Source organism: Actinoplanes sp. L3-i22 (genome assembly GCF_019704555.1).
Taxonomy (GTDB): domain Bacteria; phylum Actinomycetota; class Actinomycetes; order Mycobacteriales; family Micromonosporaceae; genus Actinoplanes.
Genome location: NZ_AP024745.1, coordinates 5,932,992 through 5,951,289 on the forward strand (window position 1 = coordinate 5,932,992; position 18,298 = coordinate 5,951,289).

An 18,298-nucleotide genomic window follows, 5' to 3' on the forward strand; every position below is an offset into this window, starting at 1 on the left:
CCGCGGCGGGCCTCAGGCGTTGTCGATCGCGGTCTGCAGCTCCTTGATGAACGACGTCGCCGCGTCCTGCGGGGACTGCCGGCCGAACAGGACCTCCTCGGTCCGGCGGCGCATCATCGCCTCGACGTCGCTGGCGCCGTTCGGGGTGACCCGCGGGGACTCGCCGACCTTGACCGTGTCCAGGAAGTCGGCGGCCGCCTTGTCGTAGGCGCTGAGCTTGCCGGCGATCCCGGCCCGGATCTTCGGGTTCGCCGGGACGCCCCGCTCGGTGAGCAGGATGTCCGCCGCCGACTGGTCGTTGACCAGGAAGTTCACGAACAGGGCGGCCTCGGCCGGGTGCTTCGAGCGGGACGACACCGACCAGAACATCGACGGCTTGTAGTACGCGCCCGGCGCGCTCGCCGTCGATTCGCCCGGCAGCCGCAGCAGCTTGAGGGTCTGGCCGCTGGCCGTGGCGAGCGAGGTCAGCTGGGTGTTCCACCAGGTGGCGAACGCGGACTTGTTGGTCGCCGTGCCGGACTGGTCCAGCGGGGCGTTGGCCCGCTCGACGGTCACCGACGCGGCCGGCGCGACGCCGGACTTCGCCAGGTCGGCCAGGTACTGCCAGAAGCCGGCCAGCACGTCCGGCGGCACGGCCACCCTACCGTCCGGGGCGTAGATCGCGGCGCCGTGCTGGCGGGCCCAGATGTTCGGCGCGCCCATGTCGAAGCCCCACGACTGTACGCCGGTGACCGCGCCGCCGGACGCCTTGGACACCGCGCCGCCGAGCGCCTTCAGGTCGTCCCAGGTCCAGGTGGCGTCGTCGGGCAGGGCCACTTTGTACTTCGCCAGCAGGTCGGTGTTCACGATGATCGCGTAGGTGTTCAGGCCGACCGGCAGCGCGTACTGCTTGTCGTCGAGCAGCCCGGTCGCCAGGGCCTTCGGGTCGAAGTCGCCGGTGGTCAGGTGCTTGTCCGCGGTCTTCAGGTCGAGCAGGGCGCCGCGCTGGGCGTAGGACGCGAGGTAGAGCTCGTCCATCTGGATGATGTCCGGCGCGTCGTTGGCGGCGACCGTGGTCGCGAGGGCGTCCCAGTAGCCGTTCCAGTCCTTGAACTCGCCCTTGATCGTGATGGTCGGATGCGCCTTGGTGAACAGGTCGATGACCTGCTGGGTGCGCTTGTGGCGGGCGTCCGAGCCCCACCAGGTGAACCGCAGGGTGACCGGTTTGTCGGAGAGCTCCCCGCCGGCATCCCCGCCGCCGCTGCCTCCGCAGGCGGCGAGGGCGGCTGCGGCGCCGAGTCCGAGGGGCAGGGTCAGTACGTCGCGGCGACTCCACTTGGGCATGGTGAAACGCGTCCTTCCGATCGGCGTTGATCAATGCGGAATGCGTTTTCCCGCGAGTCTAGGACCTGCCGCGCCGATCACGCGAGCACGAGCCCAGCCGGCCGTTGCGTCAGGCGCTGGTGATCCGGTAGCCGTCGCCGGCGCGGATCGCGGCGAGCATCGCCGGGGTCGGCCCGCAGCCGGTGAACCGCTCCACCGCGACCAGGCCCTTCTCCGCCCGCAGCCCCGGCGACCCGAAGTCCAGCCCGGTCAGCGCGGCGGCCACCCGCGGCTCGGCGTCGAGGTCCGCCCACGGCTCGAACGCCGCGAGCAGCTCGCCGTGCTCGGCGAACGACAACCGGGTCAGCGCCCGCTCGTTCCAGAACATGCTGGCCACCCGGCCGTGCGCGGACGCCGCCTTGACCACCGCGGCGTGCGACCCCTGGTAGCCGTTGAACTCGACCGCGATGATCGCCTTGCCGGCGTCGTGCACCGCCACCCACGGGTCCGGCCAGGGGGAGGCCTCGATCGACGCGATCGGCTGCGGCCGGTCCGGGTCCGCGCCGAAGGCGCGCAGAACCTCCGCCGTGGTCGAGCCGGTCACCACGGTCACGGTTGCGGCGCCGGCGATTACGGTACGGCGGATCCACCGGTACGCGTGCTCGGGGCGAATCGGCCGCACGGGTTCGGGCTCGCCCCGCAACCGGTGCCCGAGCCGGTCACCGCGCTGGTGCACGACCGTCCCGGCGGGCGGCGCGGCCCACACCACCAGGTGGTACATCTCGGTGTCCGGCGCGTCCGGGTCGTCCGCCTCGTCGCGTCCGCGCGCGTGCACCCGCACCCGGTAGTCGCCCGGCCACGGCGGGGTCGCGTGGCGCAGCTGCGGGTCGCCGCTGCCGTCCGGTCCCATGATCGACGCGTGCCCGGCCGACGCGTGCCAGCTGAGCTCGACGATCTCGTCCCAGCGGTCCTCCACCTCGGCGGGCGGGTCGGCGAGCACGGACAGGTGCATCCGGACCGGGCCGTCGGCCACGCCGGTCCGCACCGCCACCCCACCGTCCACGACGGTCACCAGGCCGTTGTCCGAGAAGTCGGCTGCGGCCGGGAAGTCGGTCTCGGTCAGCGCGAACCGGTGACCGGAGATGATCACGGTGCCGTAGCTGTGCCGGGGCAGCAGGTACTCGTCCCGGATCCGGGCGAGCCGGGCTCCGGCGTACCCCGAAGGCATCGGAGCTCGGCGCAGGACCGTCGCCGCGGCACCCACCGCGAGCCCGGCGGCGGCCGCGACCCGTTCCACGATCCCCGGCGGATCGGCTTGCTCGACCGCGGCGCACGACGCGGCCACCGCGAGGCCCAGCCAGTACCGCCCGTGCGCGGCCGCGATCTCCGCCTCACCCGGCCCGTCCTCGCCCGGCCCGTCCTCGCCCGGCCTGTCCTCGCCCGGCCCGCCTTCGGCAGGCTTGCTCGCGGAGGTCGCGGAGGTCGCGGAGGTCGCGGAGGTCGCGGAGGTCGCGGAGGTCGCGGAGGTCGCGGAGGTCGCGTCCTGCGGCGAGGGGGCTGGCGAGGGGGCCGGCGAGGGGGCTGCTGGCGGGGGAGTCGCGGAGGGCGGCGAGGGCAGCAAGGGCGGCGGCGTGGCAGGCGGGGGGAGGGCGGCGCCGAGGCGGCGGGTCAGGGTGAGGGTCAGGTCGGCGAGGCCCGGCCGCAGCCGGTCGGCGAGGACGGCGGCCCGGACCGCGGCGCTCTCCTGCCCGCCGGCGAGGACCATGGCCAGCCCGGTCGTCGCCGGCTCGGCGGGCTCGGCCGGCAGCGCCGGGAACGACAGGCCGGCGATGGTGACCTCGAGTGCGCCGAGCAGCCGCTCGGGCAGCAGCGGGCCCAGGTCGCGCAGGGCGGTGAGCGGGACCGGCTCGGCCGCCGACGCGCCGAGGCGGTGGGCGACCCGGGCCTGGGCCAGGCGCAGCTGCCCGCCGCGGCCGGGCGTCGCGGGGGCGGGGCCGGCCGGCAGGGCGGGGGCCGGGTCGTCGGGTGCCCCGAGGCGGCCGAGCTCCGCCGCCGGACCGGAAGCGATCAGGGCCGTGAGCCTCGGCAGGCAGGCGCGCACGGCGGCGAGGAACTCGTCCGGCAGGGAATCGACCACCGTCGAGACGGTACCGGACCGTGGCGGGCCTGTCCGCCCGCTGCGGCCGGGCTGGGATCATGGACGGTCATGTGGATTCCCTCCGACCCCGAGATCCGGCGGCTGCACGAGCGGGTCGCGCCCACGCCCGAGGCGTTCGACCTGGTCTGGACGCACTGCGAGATCGTCTGCCGGATCGCCGAGCAGCTTCTGGACCGCCTCGACCTCGGGGTGAACGCCGATCTGGTACGGGCCGGCTGCCTGCTGCACGACATCGGCGTGTACCGCCTCTACGGCCGGGACGGGACGCCGGACTTCACCGGCTACATCCGGCACGGGCTGCTCGGGCACGAGCTGCTGCGCGACGAGGGCTACCCGGACTACCTGTGCCGGTTCTGCTCCTGCCACACCGGGGTCGGCGTGACCCGCGCGGACATCCTGGACCAGGGGCTGCCGCTGCCGCCCGGCGACTACGTGGCCGAGACCGGTGAGGAGGAGCTGGTCATGTACGCCGACAAGTTCCACAGCAAGAAGACGCCGCCGGTCTTCGTGTCGGTGCCCGCGTACACGCTCAGCGTCGCCCGCTTCGGGCCGGACAAGGCGGAACGCTTCACACGCATGGTCGACACGTACGGCGCGCCGGACCTCAGCGCGCTGTCCACGGAGTACGGTCACGCCGTCGCCGGCTGATCCTGTCCCCCGTACGCGGGATGTCTTGAAATAGCCAATCTGGTTTACCTTCTTTCTAGCGGGCCGCTCCCAGTGGCGTGAGAATTTCTTGCGTCGGCCACGAATAAGAAAAGGCATCCGCTCCGACGGCCGGGGCGGATGCCTTTTCGTGTCCGGACCCGAAATGGCTCGGAAAATGTGTCACCGATCTGACCGGTCGATCCGTTCAAGCGCGGCGAACTGGACATTAGCCGTGTATCGGCCCTGCTCACTGGATCAGGGGAAAAGGCTCTGATCGACTTGAATTGCACCGGCCGGTTAGCGATATGGTCTCGCCGCACCCCATTTCTGGTGGCTATTCCTCACTTTGCCGAAAGGGCCACGATCTTGGCTGCCGCCGTCATGATTTTGATTTCTGTTGTGCTCTCCGTATTCGCTGCGGTGACGCTGTGGTGGACGATGCACGCCTGGCGCACACCGGAGACGCTGGCCGGCACCCGGTTCGCCGAACCGGACGGCGACCACCGGGTCACGTTCTCGTTGCTGGTGCCGGCCCGGCACGAGCAGGCCGTGCTGGAGCACACGGTCCAGCGGCTGCTGAGCTCGATCCACCGGGGCTTCGAGATCATCCTCATCGTCGGGCACGACGACCCGGACACGGCCGAGGTCGCCCATCGGGTCGCGGCGACGGCGCCGGACCGGATCCTGGTGGTCACCGACCACAACGAGGTGAAGAACAAGCCGCGGGCGCTGAACACCGCGCTGCCGTACGTCCGCGGTGACGTGGTCGGGGTCTTCGACGCCGAGGACCAGGTCCACCCCGACCTGCTGGAACACGTCGACCACGCGTTCCGGACCACCGGCGCCGACGTGGTCCAGGGCGGCGTCCAGCTGATCAACTTCCACTCCAGCTGGTACAGCCTGCACAACTGCCTGGAGTACTTCTTCTGGTTCCGCAGCCGGCTGCACCTGCACGCCGACAAGGGCTTCATCCCGCTCGGCGGCAACACCGTGTTCGTCCGGACCGACGTGCTGCGCACCGCGAACGGCTGGGACGGCACCTGCCTGGCCGAGGACTGCGACCTGGGCGTGCGGCTGTCCAGCCGGGGCGCCAAGGTGGTCGTCGCCTACGAGGCGTCGCTGGTCACCCGGGAGGAGACCCCGGACACCATCGGCAGCCTGCTCAAGCAGCGCACCCGGTGGAACCAGGGGTTCCTGCAGGTGCTGCGCAAGGGGGAGTGGCGGCGGCTGCCGTCGTTCCGGCAGCGGCTGCTGGCCCGCTACACCCTGACCGGCCCGTTCCTGCAGGCGTTCTCCGGCCTGGCCATCCCGGTCGGCATCGCGATGGCGCTCTGGGCGCGGCTGCCGGTCGGGATCGCGCTGGCCACCTTCGTGCCGGTGGTGCCGATGCTGGCCAACATCGTCTTCCAGACCGTCGGGCTGCGCGACTTCGGCATGCAGTACGGCCTGAAGATCAAGCTGCGGCACTACGCGTGGCTGACGCTCGGCGCGTTCCCGTACGCGCTGGTGCTCAGCGTCGCGGCGCTGCGAGCCGTCTGGCGGGAGTACACCGGCCGGCGCAACTGGGAGCTGACCGCACACGTCGGGGCGCACCTGCACAACCCCGCTCCGGCCACTGAGGCGAGTGCCGCATGACCACGACCACGACGAAGCCGGTCCACGGGAACCTGCGATTGGTGGACGCGGCGGACGGCCGTACCCAAGCAATCTCTGACCCGGCCGAAGCGCCCGGCGCGAGAAAACGACGCGGGCGCAACCCGGAGACCTACCTGATGTTGTCCCTGACCGCGCTGGTGGTGACCGTCCTCGCGATCAACATCACCGGGTTCCCGGGGGCCAGCGACGACGAGGGCACCTACCTCGCGCAGGCCTGGGCGGTCGCGAACGGCAAAGGCCTGGCGCACTACACCTACTGGTACGACCACCCGCCGCTGGCCTGGATCCAGCTCGCCGCCCTGTCCTGGCTGCCCGGGGTGTTCGGCGTGCACAGCCCGGCGGTCGCCGCCGGCCGGATCGCGATGCTCCCGGTGATCGCGGCCAGCCTGATGCTGATCTACACGATCTGCCGCCGGACGGGGATGGCCGTCTGGTCGTCGGCCGCCGCGCTGCTGATCTTCGGACTGTCCCCGCTCGCGATCACCATGGACCGCGAGATCTACCTGGACAGCTTCGCCGTCGCCTGGATGCTCGGCGCGCTCGCCCTGGTGCTGTCCCCGCGCCGGCACCTGTGGCACGTCACCGCGGCCGGCGCGGCCACCGCGATCGCCGTGCTCAGCAAGGAGACCATGCTGGTCACCGCGCCGGCCGTGGTCGTCGCGCTGTGGCAGAACGCGGCCCGCAGCTCGACCCGGCCGTGGGCGGTCGGCGGCTACGCCAGCGGGGTGGTGCTGGTCGGCGCGTTCTACCCGCTCTACGCGCTGCTGCGCGGCGAGCTGTTCCCCGGCCCCGGGCACGTGTCGCTGATCGGCGCCTGGCAGTTCCAGCTGGCCAGCCGGTCCGGCTCGGGCAGCATCTTCACCGGCGGCTCGGGCGCCAACGACCTGCTGCACTCCTGGCTGTACTACGACCCGATCATCCTGGTGGCCGGGCTGGTCGCGACGGTCGCGATCCTTCCGGTACGGCGGCTGCGCCCGCCCGCCGTGGCCGGCGTGATCCTGACCCTGGTCGCGCTGCGTCCCGGTGGCTACCTGCCGGCGATGTACGTGGTCCAGATCCTCCCGTTCTTCGCCATCGCGATCGCCGCGGCTCTCGATCAGATCGTCGTGGTGGCGGACCAGCGTGGCCGCTTGGCGAAAATCGCGGCATTCGTCGTCCTGGCCGGGCTGGCGGCCACGTTCGTCGTCCCGCGCTGGTGGACCGGCAACCAGCGGGCCCTGACCGCGAACGACAACGCCGGCTACGCGGCCGCCGCCGACTACCTGCGGACCGCCGTGCTCGACCGCAAGGACACCACGGTGGTGGTCGACGACGTGCTCTGGCTCGACTGCGTCCAGGCCGGCTACCAGCAGGAGAAGGTCATCTGGTTCTACAAGCTCGACCTCGACCCGGCGGTCAAGGCCACCCTGCCGCACGGCTGGCACGACGTCGACTACATCGTCTCCACCCCGGCGCTGCGGCAGGACCCGGCCGCGCTGCCGACCGTCAACACCCTGCTCACGAACTCGACCGTGGTCGCCGCGTTCGGCCCGCAGGAGGGCCGCATCGAGGTCCGGCGGATCAACAACCTGGAGAACAATTCATGACCCTGGCCGCTGACGATCGTTACGCCGCCCGCGCGGTGGTGCACTCACCGATCCGCGCCACCGTCGCACCCGGCGAGAAGACCGTCCCGCTGCAGCAGCACCGCAAGCCCGGCCGCACCCGCGCGGTCCTGCCCGGCGAGATCGGCGTCCGCAACGCGCCGAACGCACTGCGGCAGAGCATCATCGTGCCCACCTACAACGAGCGCGACAACGTGGTCGCGCTGCTGGAGCGACTCGCGGCCACGCTGCCGCACACCGAGACCGAGATCGTCTTCGTCGACGACAGCACCGACGGCACGCCCGACGTGATCGCCGGGGTGGCCGCCGACTACCCGATGGCGATCACCGTGCACCACCGCGACGACGCGGCCGGCGGGCTCGGCGGGGCGGTGGTCGAGGGCATGCGGCTGGCCCAGGGCGAGTGGGTCGTGGTGATGGACGCCGACCTGCAGCACCCGCCGGAGATCGTCCCGGACCTGATCGCGGCCGGTCTGCGCGACGGCGCCGACCTGGTGATCGGCTCCCGCTACACCGGCGGCGGCAGCACCGGCGGGCTCGCCGACGGCTACCGCAAGCTCGTCTCGCGCGGGTCGACGATCCTGGTCAAGACGCTGTTCCGGAACCACCTGCTGTCGGTCAGCGACCCGATGAGCGGGCTGTTCGCGATCCGGGCCAGCTCGCTCGACGCCGAGCAGCTGCGGCCGCTCGGCTACAAGATCCTGCTCGAGCTGATCGTCCGGAACCGGCCCGGCCGGGTGGTCGAGGTGCCGTACACGTTCCAGCCCCGGCACGCCGGCGAGTCGAAGTCGACGGTGGCCGAGGGGCTGCGGTTCCTCAAGCACCTCGGGCGGCTGCGGCTGGGCAGCGGGCGGGCCCGGATGCTCGGCTTCGGCCTGATCGGCCTCTCGGGGCTCCTGCCCAACCAGGCGGTGCTGTGGGGGCTGGTCGGAGCGGGTCTGCACTACGCCCCGGCCGCCGTCGCCGCGAACGTGGTCGCGGTGGTGTGGAACTTCGCGCTGATCGACCAGATCTTGTATCGAAACCGGCGTGAGCGAGGTTTCACGGCCCGATTCGGTCGTTTCTTCCTCGTCGGCAACGCCGATCTGCTGCTGCGGATCCCGCTGCTGGCCCTGCTGGTCGACGGCGTGCACACCGGGGTGCTCGCGGCCAACCTGCTGACCCTCGTCGCGTCGTTCGCGGTGCGGTTCCTGATCGCCGAAAAAGTCATCTACCTGGGGCGCAAATGAACAGACCCGTGATGAGCCGGCGGGACCGGCTCCGCATCGCCCAGCTGACCGTCCTGACCCTGGTGCTCTTCCTCGGCCTGCCGCAGCTGCCGGCCGGGGCGAGCGCCAACCTGGTCGGCAACCCCGGCCTGGAAGCGCTGGACAGCAGCGGCTTCCCGGTCTGCTGGGAGAAGTCCGGCTGGGGCTCCAGCGGCTACTCCTTCGCGGTCACGCACGCCGCGCACAGCGGCACCAACGCGATGACCGTCACGCTCACCTCGGCCGGCAGCGGTGACCGCAAGGCGATGATGCTCGAGGACACCTCGTGCGCGCCCAACGTCACCCCGGGTCACCAGTACGACCTGTCCGCCTGGTACCAGACGACCACGCCGAACACCGTGATGACGATGTTCCGGCACGACGTCGCCCAGGGCTGGGTCTACTGGACCGACCTGGCCAGCCTCGCCCCGACCACCGGCTGGACCCAGTCGACCGTGCGCACCCCGCAGGTGCCGGCGAACACCGACCAGATCGTCTGGGGCATCACCATCTACGGCGTCGGCACGCTGCAGACCGACGACTACGAGACGGCCGACGCCACGCTGCCCGCGCCCGAGCAGTCCTGCAGCGCCGGGACCGCCTGCACCAAGGGCGCCTGGGCGGTGATGCCGTTCAACTCCACGGTCCGGGCGATCCACGCGGTCGTGCTGCGCAGCGGTGACGTGCTGCTGGTCGCCGGGTCCGGGAACAACCCCGACGACTTCGCCGCCAAGACGTTCAAGTCGGCGGTCTACCACCCGGGCAACGGCACGTTCACGACCATCGCCACGCCGGAGGACCTGTTCTGCTCCGGGCACGTGCAACTGCCGGACGGGCGGGTGCTGGTGATGGGCGGCAACAAGGACTACCCGGCCGCCGACGGCAGCCACGGGTACAAGGGCCTGAAGAACTCGTACATCTTCGACCCGGCGACCAACGCTTACACCCGGGTCAACGACATGACCGCCGGCTCCTGGTACCCGTCGGCGACCGCGATGGGCAACGGTGACGTGATCAGCCTCGGCGGCCTCGGCGAGGACTCCAACGGGATGGTCGCCACCCAGTACTTCTCCAACGCCCAGCAGCGCTGGCTCGGCCTCAACGAGGCGCACCAGACGTGGAACTTCTGGGGCCTGTACCCGTCGATGATCCTGATGCAGGACGGCCGGCTCTTCTACACCGGCAGCCACGTCTTCGGCAACGGGCTGTCCGGCACCGGGAGCAGCATCTACGACTACAACGCCAACACCGTCACCCCGGTCGACGGGCTGCGCAAGAAGGACGAGCGCGACCAGTCGATGAGCGTGCTGCTGCCACCGGCCCAGGACCAGAAGGTGCTGACCATGGGCGGCGGCAACATCGAGAGCAACCCGGACGCGCACCGGCTCACCGACCTGATCGACCTCAAGCCGGCCAACCCGGTCTACACGGCCGGCCCGGCGCTGCCCGGCGGCACCGTCACCGGCGGCGCCCCGGAGACGGCCGCGCAGGGCAAGATGTACGTCTCCGCGGTGCTGCTGCCCGACGGCAAGGTCTTCGAGACCGGCGGGGGCCTGCACAACCGGGCCGACCCGGTGTACGAGGCGTCCATGTACGACCCGGCCACCAACACGTTCACGCCCGGGATGGCGACCGACCCGGTGCCGCGCACGTACCACTCGTCGGCGTTCCTGCTGCCCGACGGCCGGGTGATGGCGGTCGGCGACAACCCCGGCAACGGGACGTTCGACATGCGGATCTCGGTGTACTCGCCGTCGTACCTGTTCAAGGGGGCCCGGCCGCACATCACCGGGATCTCCGGGACGCAGTGGGCCTACGGCTCGCAGCAGTCGATCACGGTGGACGCGCCGATCCTCAAGGCCGAGCTGATCCGGCCGGCCGCGGTCACCCACTCCAGCGACCCCAACCAGCGGTTCGTCGACCTGCCGCTGACGGTCAACGGCAACACGATCGGGCTGAACCTGACCAGCAACCCGAACCTGGCGCCGCCCGGCTGGTACATGCTGTTCGCGGTCGGCACCAACGGTGTTCCATCGGTAGCGAAGTGGGTGCACGTCGGATGAGCCGTCTACGTTTCGCCGGGATCGCCGTCGCGGCGCTCGCCCTGACCGGGGCGGCCGCCTGGACGGTCGGTGCCGGGCAGCAGAAGCCCGTGATGAGCACGCCGGCCGCCCAGCTCCTGGCGTCCCCGGCCGCGCCGGCCGATCGCACCGATCGCACCGACCGGGCCGGGGATCGCGCTCCGGTGCCGCCTTCCTCCCCAGCCGCGACCACGGCTTCGTCCTCCGCCAAAAAGCCGCGTGTGTACGGGACACCGGCGCCGTTCGTGCAGACGTTCGCGGCGCAGCCCGGCCGGACCCGGATCCGCCCCGGGAAATCGCCGCGGACACCGGTCAAGGTGGCGCCGACGGTCGACGGGTGCGACCGGAACTACGGGACCACGGCGCAGTGCGTACCGCTGACCTACCCCAAGGGGACGAGTGACCGGTGCGCCTGGCTCAAGGCGCACGGGTTCACCGGCCTGAAGGTGGTGGCCAAGGACCCGCAGAAGCTCGACCCGGACCGCAACCGGATCGCCTGCGGCTGACCGACCTGGGGATGCCTGCCGGCCCGGGCAGGCATCCCCGCACGTCATCGCTGGGACTCGTAGTGCTCCTTCATCGACGGGTAGTAGTCGTCGAAGCTCGGCACGTCGTTGCCGTCGCGGGCGGCGACCAGGGCGTCCAGGTAGAACTCCCAGCCCGGGCCGACCTCGCCGACGCCCTCGGTGGTGGTCAGGTGCTGGGTGAAGCGGAGCTCGGTGACGCCGGCCTCCTCGGTCAGCGTCATCTCCAGGTGCCAGCGGCCGTCCGCCTCACCGGCCGACACCGCCAGCCGCCGGGGTGGCTCGCACGCGTCGATCGTCATGTCGAACCACGGCTTGCCCTCCTCCTGGACCATCTGCACCTTGATCGTGCGGCCCGGGGCGGCGTCGCCCTCCCACGGGCCGAACCAGCGGGCGGTGCGCTCCGGCTCGGTCAGGCTCGCCCAGACGTCCCCGATCGGGGCGCGGAACGTGCGGGTCAGCACCAGGTCGTCGCCGAACAGGCGGCCGGTCGGTGTCGGGCTCATGCGGTCTTCCTCTCAGATGTTCCACGGTCCTCCGATGCGCGGTCCTCGAGGCGTGGCCCGGCGGCCTGTCGCTCGCGGCGGGTGCGGTGGACCTCGGTCTCCAGGGCGTCGAGGTGGTGCGCCCAACCGGACGGGCGGGTCAGCCGGTCGAGCCACCCGGCCAGCTCGTCCAGCGGCGCGGTGACCAGCTCGTAGACCCGGCGGCGGCCGTCGGCGGTGTCGCTGACCAGCCCGGCCTCGCGCAGCACGCGCAGGTGGCGGCTGACCGCCGGCCGGCTGATCGCGAACCGCTCGGCGATCTGGCCGGCCGACAGCGACTCGTCCCGCAGCATGAGCAGGATCTCCCGCCGCACCGAATCCGCGATCGCCCCGGCCACCTCGTCCACGCCTGGAAGCGTAACCAATGGGTTACGCGTCTGGCAATGCCACCCCCGGCAGGTGATCCCGGCCCCGGCTGGCACTCATGGTTGTTCCCGGCGTTTGAAGCAGCCGTGAGTGCCAGCCGGGGCCGCGACGCGCGGCCGGGCCGGGACCCGGGTCGTGGCCCGCGGGGTTCTTTGAAACCGCAACCACCCGCGGACGTCGCCCTGGAGGGGCTCGCGTTTTGGGCGCCCCGCGCCCTTGCGAGGCCCGGAAGGGTCCCCGCGGGAGCGACGATCAGTTATCGGCCGCAGCCGAGGCAAGAAAAGATCTTGAATTTATCGGGGTGGGAGGCGCAGGCCGGCCATGCCGCCGTCGACCGCGAGGGACATGCCGGTGGTGGCGCCGGAGGCCGGGGAGGCCAGATAGGTCACCGCGGCCGCCACCTCGTCGGCGGTGACCAGGCGGCCGGTCGGCTGGCGGGCGGCGAGGCGGGCCTTCTCCGCGTCCGGGTCGTCGGTGCGGGCGAGCAGGCGGGCGACCCACGGCGTGTCGACCGTGCCGGGCGCCACGCAGCAGACCCGGATCCCCTCGGTGACCAGGTCGGCGGCCATCGCCAGGGTGAGGGCGTGGACCGCGCCCTTCGACGCGCAGTAGAGGGCGCGCTGCACCAGCCCGGCGGTCGCGGCGATCGAGGAGAGGTTGACGATCACCGGGGATCGGCTGCGCCGCAGGTAGGGGAGGGCGGCGCGGCTGGCCCTGGCGACGCCGGTGACGTTGACGTCGAGCACGCGCGCCCACTCCGCGTCGTCGTTGGCCTCGACCGTGCCGACCGCGCTGACGCCGGCGCTGTTGACCAGGATGTCGATGCCGCCGTAGGTCTCGGCCAGGCTCGCGAACGCGGCCTGCAGGGACGCCTCGTCGCGGACGTCGGCCTTGAGCGGCAGGCCGGGCGCGTTCGCCGGGTCGACGTCGAGGATGCCGACCTTCGCGCCGGCCGCGGCCAGGCGGCGGGCGCACGCCGTGCCGATGCCGGAGCCGCCGCCGGTGATCGCGGCGACCAGGCCGTCCAGATCGTTCAGTGCCATGCTGGGCCTTCCGGGTAGGTGTACCGGGCCAGGGACTCGGGGCGCATCTGGGTGGAGAAGCCCGGCGCGGACGGGGCCAGGTAGCGGCCGTTCGCCACGACCGCCGGGTCGACGAAGTGTTCGTGCAGGTGGTCGACGTATTCGACGGCCCGGTCGGCGAGCGAGCCGGAGACCGCGACGTAGTCGAAGAAGGACAGGTGGCGGACCGCCTCGCAGAGGCCGACGCCGCCGGCGTGCGGGCAGACCGGTTTCCGGTACGCGGCGGCGAGCAGCAGGATCGCCAGGTTCTCGTTGACCCCGGCCACCCGGCACGCGTCCAGCTGGACAAAGTCGATCGCGTCGGCCTGCAGCAGCTGCTTGAAGACCACCCGGTTGGCGATGTGCTCGCCGGTCGCGACCCGGATCGGGTCGATCGCCTGCCGGATCACGGCGTGGCCGAGGATGTCGTCGGGGCTGGTCGGCTCCTCGATCCACCACGGGTCGTAGCGGGCGAGCGCGGACATCCAGGTGATCGCGTCGGGGACGTCCCAGCGCTGGTTGGCGTCGACGGCGATCCGGATGTCCGGGCCGACGACCTTGCGGACCAGGGCGAACCGGCGGAGGTCGTCGTCGAGGTCCGCGCCGACCTTGAGCTTGAGCATGGTGAAGCCGTCGGCGAGGGCCTCGCGGGCGAGCCGCTCGATCTTCTCGTCGGAGTAGCCCAGCCAGCCGGCTGAAGTGGTATATGCCGGATATCCGAGGGCTTTCACCTGCTCGAGGCGGTAACCCTTTTTATCCGATAAATCGGACAGGAGGCCGCGCGCGTCCGCCGGCGTGAGCGCGTCGGTCAGATACCGCCAGTCCACCAGATCGACGATCTCGTCGGGGGACAGGGACGCCAGCAGCTCCCACAACGGCTGCCCGGCCGCTTTCGCGCGCCAGTCCCACGCGGCGTTCACCAGCGCGCCCGCCGCCAGGTGCATGACCCCCTTCTCGGGCCCGAGCCAGCGCATCTGCGAGTCGTGCGTCAGCCGCCGGTAGAACTCGCCCAGATCGTCCAGCGACTGCCCGACGATCAGCGGCGCCAGGGCGTCGATCGCCGCCCGGCACACCTCGTTCCCCCGCCCGATGGTGAACGTGAACCCGTGCCCCTCGGAGCCGTCGTCGGCGCGCAGCACCACATACGCCGCCGAGTAGTCCGGATCCGGGTTCATCGCGTCGGACCCGTCGAGGCTGCGCGAGGTGGGAAAGCGGATGTCGTGCGAGACGATCGAGGCGACCTTCATCCCTTCACCACGGTGCGCTGCCGGCCGAGCCCGTCGATCTCGATCTCGACCACGTCACCGGCGCTCAGGTACGGGAACCGGCCGCTCAGCGCCACCCCCTCCGGGGTGCCGGTGTTCACCAGGTCGCCGGGTTCGAGGACGGTGAACTGGGACAGGTGCCAGATCAGGTACGCCACGTCGAAGATCATGTCGGCGGTGCTGGAGTCCTGCCGGGGCGCGTCGTTGACCCAGCTGCGCAGCCGCAGCGGGAAGGTCAGCTCGTCCGGGGTGACCAGCCACGGGCCGAGCGGGTTGAACGTCTCGCACGACTTGCCCTTGGACCACTGCCCGCCGGAGCGGTCCAGCTGGTAATCACGTTCGGACACGTCGTTGGAGAGCACGTAGCCGGCGACGCACGCCAGGGCCGCGGCCGGGTCCGGCAGGTACCGCGCGGTCTTCCCGATCACCACCCCGAGCTCGACCTCCCAGTCGGTGCGCTTCGAGCCGGGCGGGAGCCGGACGTCGTCCTCCGGGCCGACCACGGTGTTCGGCGCCTTGTAGAAGATGATCGGCTCGGCCGGCGGCTGCGCGCCGGATTCCGCGGCGTGCGCGGCGTAGTTCTGCCCGACGCAGAGCACCACACCCGGCCGGGCGATCGGCGGGCCGATCCGGTGATGGTCGAGGTCGGCGGCCGGCAGATCGTCCGGGTTGCCGGTGAACCCGCCGCCGGCCAGGAACGCGCCGTCGATGTCCGCGGTCACCTCGGACAGGTCACGCAGCATCCCGTCGGCGTACAGAATCGGACGCTCGGCGCCCGGCTCGCCGGCACGCAGGTACCTCATGGCTGCTCCAATCGATAGACGCGGATCGCTGTGCGTCCGAAGATGTTCCCCGGACGGCCGCCGAGAATCCCGGTGAGGACCGCGGCGACCTCCTCGTAGGTCGCCACCACCTCGCACACCGGCCAGTCCGAGCCGAACATCAGCCGGTCCGGCCCGAAAAGATCAAGAGCGATGTCGACGTACGGCCGTAGCCCCGCCCTGGTCCATCCCGGACCGGCCTCGCTGACCAGCCCGGACACCTTCGCCGTCACGTTCGGACAGGCGGCGACCATGGCGAGCAGCCGCTTCCAGTCGTCCAGGCCCCGTCCACCGGCGATCGGCGGCTTCCCCAGGTGGTCCAGGACGAACGTGGCATCGGGCATCGCGGTGGCGGCGCGGGCCACCGACGGCAGCTGCGTGGCCCGTACGACCAGCTCGTTGACCAGCCCCGCCTCGGCCACGGTGGCCAGCCCGGCGCGGACCCCGGGCTGGTCGAGCAGGTCGTCCGGGCCGGCCTGGATCTGGTCGCGGACGCCGACGAGCCGGTCGCCGCCCGGCCCGGAGCGGTGCCGGGCCAGCATGGCGCGCAGATCAGGATCGGACAGGTCGGCCCAGCCGACCACCCCGGCGATCTCCGCGGCGCGGGCGGCCAGGGCCAGGAACCGGCTGGTCTCGGCGGCGTTGCACAGGCCGGCCTCGACCAGCACGGTCCGCTGGACGCCGACCGCGGCCAGGTGCGGGCGCAGGTCGGCCATCGTGTAGTCGCGGCGGATCGGGGCCAGGCCGTCGGCGGCCAGCCACGGATAGTCCGCGGTCCACAGGTGGTGGTGCGCGTCGACGATCATGCGCCGGGCACCGGGACGGCGGCGTCGAGCAGGCCGGTCCGGATCAGGTCGTGCCAGAGCCCGCCGGGGATCTCTACCGCCGCCATCGCGACCGCGTCGGCCACCTCCGCGGCCGAGCGCATGCCGATCACCACCGAGGCGACGGCGGGGTGCCCGAGCGGGAACTGCAGGGCGGCGGCCCGCAGCGGCACGTCGTGCCGGGCGCACACCTCGGCGATCGCCCGGGCGCGGGCCCGGATCTCCGGCGGCGCGGCCTGGTAGTCGTAGGTGCCGTTGAGCCCGGGGTCGGCGAGGATCCCGGAGTTGTAGACGCCGCCGCAGATCACCGAGATCCCGCGCCGCCGGCACTCCGGCAGCAGGTCCCCGAGCCCGGACTGGTCGAGCAGCGTGTACCGCCCGGCCAGCAGGAAGCAGTCGAAGAGCCCGGTGCGGGCGAACGCGGTGAGCATCGCGGACTGGTTCATCCCGGCCGAGACCGCCCCGATCACGCCGGCCTTGCGCAGCTCGGCGAGGGCCGGGGCGGCGCCGTGCAGCGCCTCCTCGAAGTGGTCGTCCGGGTCGTGCAGGTGCAGGACGTCGACCCGGTCCAGGCCGAGCCGCTCCAGGCTCTCGCGGTGCTGCGCGCGGACCCCGTCGGCGCTGAAGTCCCAGGCCGGCGCCGTCCCGGACGGCTCGGTCCAGATCTCCTGCTCCGGGTCGGCGCCCGGGACCAGCCGGCGGCCGACCTTGGTGGCCAGGGTGAACCCGTCGCGGCCGCGCAGGGCGGCGCCGGCCCGGCGCTCGGACAGGCCGGAGCCGTAGAGCGGGGCGGTGTCGAAGAACCGCACCCCGTGCCGCCAGGCGGCCTCGACCGCGCCGATCGCGTCCGCGTCGCCGACCGGCGTGAACAGCCCGCCGATCGGGGCCAGGCCCATCCCGAGGCGGGTCACGGTGACGCCGGTGCCGCCCAGGGGCACCCTCTCGAACGGATCCACTTCACGGTCCTTTCGTAGATCCTATAGGATCCGGGTATCTGTCTAATCCGCTTCGCCGCGTTAGTCAACCGTCCGATGGAGGAAGTCGATGTCGGGGCCGATTCGCCGCTCGGTGCTCAGCGATGACGTCCACGACTCGCTGAAGTCGATGATCCTGGAGCATCAGCTCGCCCCCGAGGAACGCGTCAACATCGACGCGCTGGCCCGCACGCTGGACGTCTCGCCCACCCCGGTGCGGGAGGCGCTGGCCCGGCTGGAGTCCGAGGGGCTGGTCCGCAAACGGCCCCTCGCGGGGTACACGGTGGCGCCGCTGCTGACCCGGGACGAGTTCGGCGACATGTTCGACATGCGGCTGCTCCTGGAGACCGCGGCCGCGCGCTGGGCGGCGGCGCGGGCCTCCGGCGCGGCTCGGGCCGGGCTCTCGGCAGAGGCATCGCTTTCGTACGAGGTGTCGTCGTCGCACGCGGCGTTCACGGCCGCGGACGCGCGCTTCCACGACCTGGTCGCCGCGGCGGCGGTGAATCCGCTGCTGCGCGAGGCGATCACGCGGCTGCACGCGCACCTCCACATTCACCGGCTGTACTTCCCGTACGCGGAGACCGCCTCGACCCGCCGCGAGCACGAGCTGATCGCCGCCGCGATCGAAGCCGGCGACCCGGACGCCGCGGAGGCCGCGATGCGAGCCCACCTGACCGCCGCCCGCACCCGCCACCTGGCCGTCTTCGATCAGCCTTCTCGGTAGCCGCCCGGGTTTCGATCAGCGCTGTTTCGATCAGCCCCGGTAGAGGACGCGCAGTCCAGCCGGGTGCCGGCGGGCCCGCTGGGCGCGGCCATGGTGTCCCGGCGGGCGGAGGTCGAGCCGGAACGGGCGCCCGGGTGAGCGGCGTCCGAGGTGGACCGTCAGGTGGTGCCGGGCGCCCCGGGCGGGCGGCCCGGGGATACCGCCGGTGGGTGGCCGTCACACCGTGCCGGTCTCCGGATGCCGGGGGAGCCGCAGGAGGTCGGCGGGATCGGCCGGCGGGGTGTCGCAGTCGCACCGGCGACGACCGTCATGCGGCGAATACCTGCCGGTCGTCGTGCTCGCCGTCGGGCTCCAGGATGTGCACCTCCTGGAGCGTCGCGCCGATGAGCGCGGTGAGCCGGGATTCCGGGCTGTGGTGAATCGGGGTCATCGAGGGGAGCTGGGCTTCCCGGACCTCCTCGACGGTGGTGCGGGGGAGGGGGTCGTAGTCCGGGACGC

At 72.0% G+C, this 18,298-nt stretch carries 17 protein-coding genes; 7 read left to right on the forward strand and 10 right to left on the reverse strand.

The window, feature by feature from the left end; translation table 11 throughout:
* Positions 1-12 precede the first annotated feature (12 nt).
* A complete protein-coding gene (locus tag L3i22_RS26500) occupies positions 13-1,323 on the reverse strand; it encodes an ABC transporter substrate-binding protein (RefSeq protein WP_221329649.1) in 1,311 nt (436 codons plus the stop codon).
* A gap of 109 nt (positions 1,324-1,432) precedes the next feature.
* Positions 1,433-3,439: a DUF6461 domain-containing protein gene (locus L3i22_RS26505; protein ID WP_221329650.1), complete on the reverse strand. Its 2,007-nt coding sequence runs from the start codon at positions 3,437-3,439 to the stop codon at positions 1,433-1,435.
* A 69-nt stretch (positions 3,440-3,508) separates the two neighbouring features.
* Here L3i22_RS26505 and L3i22_RS26510 point away from each other — a divergent pair, with 69 nt between their 5' ends.
* The 6 genes from L3i22_RS26510 (at position 3,509) to L3i22_RS26535 (ending at position 11,202) form a co-directional block, all read left to right on the forward strand.
* Positions 3,509-4,108: an HD domain-containing protein gene (locus tag L3i22_RS26510; RefSeq protein WP_221329651.1), complete on the forward strand. Its 600-nt coding sequence runs from the start codon at positions 3,509-3,511 to the stop codon at positions 4,106-4,108.
* A gap of 399 nt (positions 4,109-4,507) precedes the next feature.
* A complete protein-coding gene (locus tag L3i22_RS26515; protein WP_255658613.1) occupies positions 4,508-5,743 on the forward strand; it encodes a glycosyltransferase in 1,236 nt (411 codons plus the stop codon).
* On the forward strand, positions 5,740-7,350 hold the full coding sequence (locus L3i22_RS26520) for a glycosyltransferase family 39 protein (protein ID WP_221329653.1): 1,611 nt from the start codon (positions 5,740-5,742) through the stop codon (positions 7,348-7,350). Before L3i22_RS26515 ends, L3i22_RS26520 begins: the two co-directional genes overlap by 4 nt.
* Complete coding sequence (locus L3i22_RS26525; RefSeq protein WP_221329654.1) at positions 7,347-8,597, forward strand: glycosyltransferase; 1,251 nt, start codon at positions 7,347-7,349, stop codon at positions 8,595-8,597. The genes L3i22_RS26520 and L3i22_RS26525 overlap by 4 nt, the downstream gene beginning before the upstream one ends.
* The gene (locus L3i22_RS26530) at positions 8,594-10,678 is read left to right on the forward strand and encodes a galactose oxidase early set domain-containing protein (RefSeq protein WP_221329655.1); all 2,085 of its coding nucleotides are present in this window, start codon (positions 8,594-8,596) and stop codon (positions 10,676-10,678) included. Before L3i22_RS26525 ends, L3i22_RS26530 begins: the two co-directional genes overlap by 4 nt.
* Positions 10,675-11,202, forward strand: coding sequence for a hypothetical protein (locus tag L3i22_RS26535; protein ID WP_221329656.1), 528 nt, complete (start codon positions 10,675-10,677; stop codon positions 11,200-11,202). Before L3i22_RS26530 ends, L3i22_RS26535 begins: the two co-directional genes overlap by 4 nt.
* A gap of 44 nt (positions 11,203-11,246) precedes the next feature.
* Here L3i22_RS26535 and L3i22_RS26540 read toward each other — a convergent pair whose 3' ends face one another.
* The 7 genes from L3i22_RS26540 to L3i22_RS26570 all read right to left on the reverse strand — a co-directional run bounded on the left by L3i22_RS26540 (position 11,247) and on the right by L3i22_RS26570 (position 17,058).
* Positions 11,247-11,726, reverse strand: coding sequence for an SRPBCC family protein (locus L3i22_RS26540; protein ID WP_221329657.1), 480 nt, complete (start codon positions 11,724-11,726; stop codon positions 11,247-11,249).
* Positions 11,723-12,112 (reverse strand): metalloregulator ArsR/SmtB family transcription factor, encoded by a 390-nt coding sequence (locus L3i22_RS26545; RefSeq protein ID WP_221329658.1) that lies wholly within the window; start codon positions 12,110-12,112, stop codon positions 11,723-11,725. The genes L3i22_RS26540 and L3i22_RS26545 overlap by 4 nt, the downstream gene beginning before the upstream one ends.
* 312 nt (positions 12,113-12,424) lie before the next feature.
* Complete coding sequence (locus L3i22_RS26550) at positions 12,425-13,174, reverse strand: SDR family NAD(P)-dependent oxidoreductase (RefSeq protein WP_221329659.1); 750 nt, start codon at positions 13,172-13,174, stop codon at positions 12,425-12,427.
* The gene (locus tag L3i22_RS26555; protein ID WP_221329660.1) at positions 13,165-14,439 is read right to left on the reverse strand and encodes an enolase C-terminal domain-like protein; all 1,275 of its coding nucleotides are present in this window, start codon (positions 14,437-14,439) and stop codon (positions 13,165-13,167) included. Before L3i22_RS26555 ends, L3i22_RS26550 begins: the two co-directional genes overlap by 10 nt.
* Positions 14,436-15,260, reverse strand: a complete 825-nt coding sequence (locus L3i22_RS26560) for a fumarylacetoacetate hydrolase family protein (RefSeq protein WP_221329661.1) — start codon at positions 15,258-15,260, stop codon at positions 14,436-14,438. The genes L3i22_RS26555 and L3i22_RS26560 overlap by 4 nt, the downstream gene beginning before the upstream one ends.
* Entirely contained in the window at positions 15,257-16,084 is an 828-nt protein-coding gene (locus L3i22_RS26565; protein WP_221329662.1) for an amidohydrolase, read from the reverse strand. Before L3i22_RS26565 ends, L3i22_RS26560 begins: the two co-directional genes overlap by 4 nt.
* Complete coding sequence (locus tag L3i22_RS26570; RefSeq protein ID WP_255658614.1) at positions 16,081-17,058, reverse strand: aldo/keto reductase; 978 nt, start codon at positions 17,056-17,058, stop codon at positions 16,081-16,083. The genes L3i22_RS26565 and L3i22_RS26570 overlap by 4 nt, the downstream gene beginning before the upstream one ends.
* Before the next feature lie 88 nt (positions 17,059-17,146).
* Between L3i22_RS26570 and L3i22_RS26575 the strand changes: the two genes are divergently transcribed.
* The gene (locus L3i22_RS26575) at positions 17,147-17,800 is read left to right on the forward strand and encodes a GntR family transcriptional regulator (RefSeq protein WP_221329663.1); all 654 of its coding nucleotides are present in this window, start codon (positions 17,147-17,149) and stop codon (positions 17,798-17,800) included.
* A 307-nt stretch (positions 17,801-18,107) separates the two neighbouring features.
* Here L3i22_RS26575 and L3i22_RS53710 read toward each other — a convergent pair whose 3' ends face one another.
* A complete protein-coding gene (locus L3i22_RS53710; protein ID WP_255658615.1) occupies positions 18,108-18,230 on the reverse strand; it encodes a hypothetical protein in 123 nt (40 codons plus the stop codon).
* Positions 18,231-18,298 lie beyond the last annotated feature (68 nt).

Excerpts from the sequence above, each read along its gene's own strand:
- L3i22_RS26500 (WP_221329649.1), bottom strand. The coding sequence starts at position 1,323 with ATGCCCAAGTGGAGTCGCCGCGACGTACTGACCCTGCCCCTCGGACTC.
- L3i22_RS26510 (WP_221329651.1), top strand. The coding sequence starts at position 3,509 with ATGTGGATTCCCTCCGACCCCGAGATCCGGCGGCTGCACGAGCGGGTC.
- L3i22_RS26520 (WP_221329653.1), top strand. The coding sequence starts at position 5,740 with ATGACCACGACCACGACGAAGCCGGTCCACGGGAACCTGCGATTGGTG.
- L3i22_RS26525 (WP_221329654.1), top strand. The coding sequence starts at position 7,347 with ATGACCCTGGCCGCTGACGATCGTTACGCCGCCCGCGCGGTGGTGCAC.
- L3i22_RS26530 (WP_221329655.1), top strand. The coding sequence starts at position 8,594 with ATGAACAGACCCGTGATGAGCCGGCGGGACCGGCTCCGCATCGCCCAG.
- L3i22_RS26535 (WP_221329656.1), top strand. The coding sequence starts at position 10,675 with ATGAGCCGTCTACGTTTCGCCGGGATCGCCGTCGCGGCGCTCGCCCTG.
- L3i22_RS26540 (WP_221329657.1), bottom strand. The coding sequence starts at position 11,726 with ATGAGCCCGACACCGACCGGCCGCCTGTTCGGCGACGACCTGGTGCTG.
- L3i22_RS26550 (WP_221329659.1), bottom strand. The coding sequence starts at position 13,174 with ATGGCACTGAACGATCTGGACGGCCTGGTCGCCGCGATCACCGGCGGC.
- L3i22_RS26555 (WP_221329660.1), bottom strand. The coding sequence starts at position 14,439 with ATGAAGGTCGCCTCGATCGTCTCGCACGACATCCGCTTTCCCACCTCG.
- L3i22_RS26560 (WP_221329661.1), bottom strand. The coding sequence starts at position 15,260 with ATGAGGTACCTGCGTGCCGGCGAGCCGGGCGCCGAGCGTCCGATTCTG.
- L3i22_RS26565 (WP_221329662.1), bottom strand. The coding sequence starts at position 16,084 with ATGATCGTCGACGCGCACCACCACCTGTGGACCGCGGACTATCCGTGG.
- L3i22_RS26575 (WP_221329663.1), top strand. The coding sequence starts at position 17,147 with ATGTCGGGGCCGATTCGCCGCTCGGTGCTCAGCGATGACGTCCACGAC.
- L3i22_RS53710 (WP_255658615.1), bottom strand. The coding sequence starts at position 18,230 with ATGACCCCGATTCACCACAGCCCGGAATCCCGGCTCACCGCGCTCATC.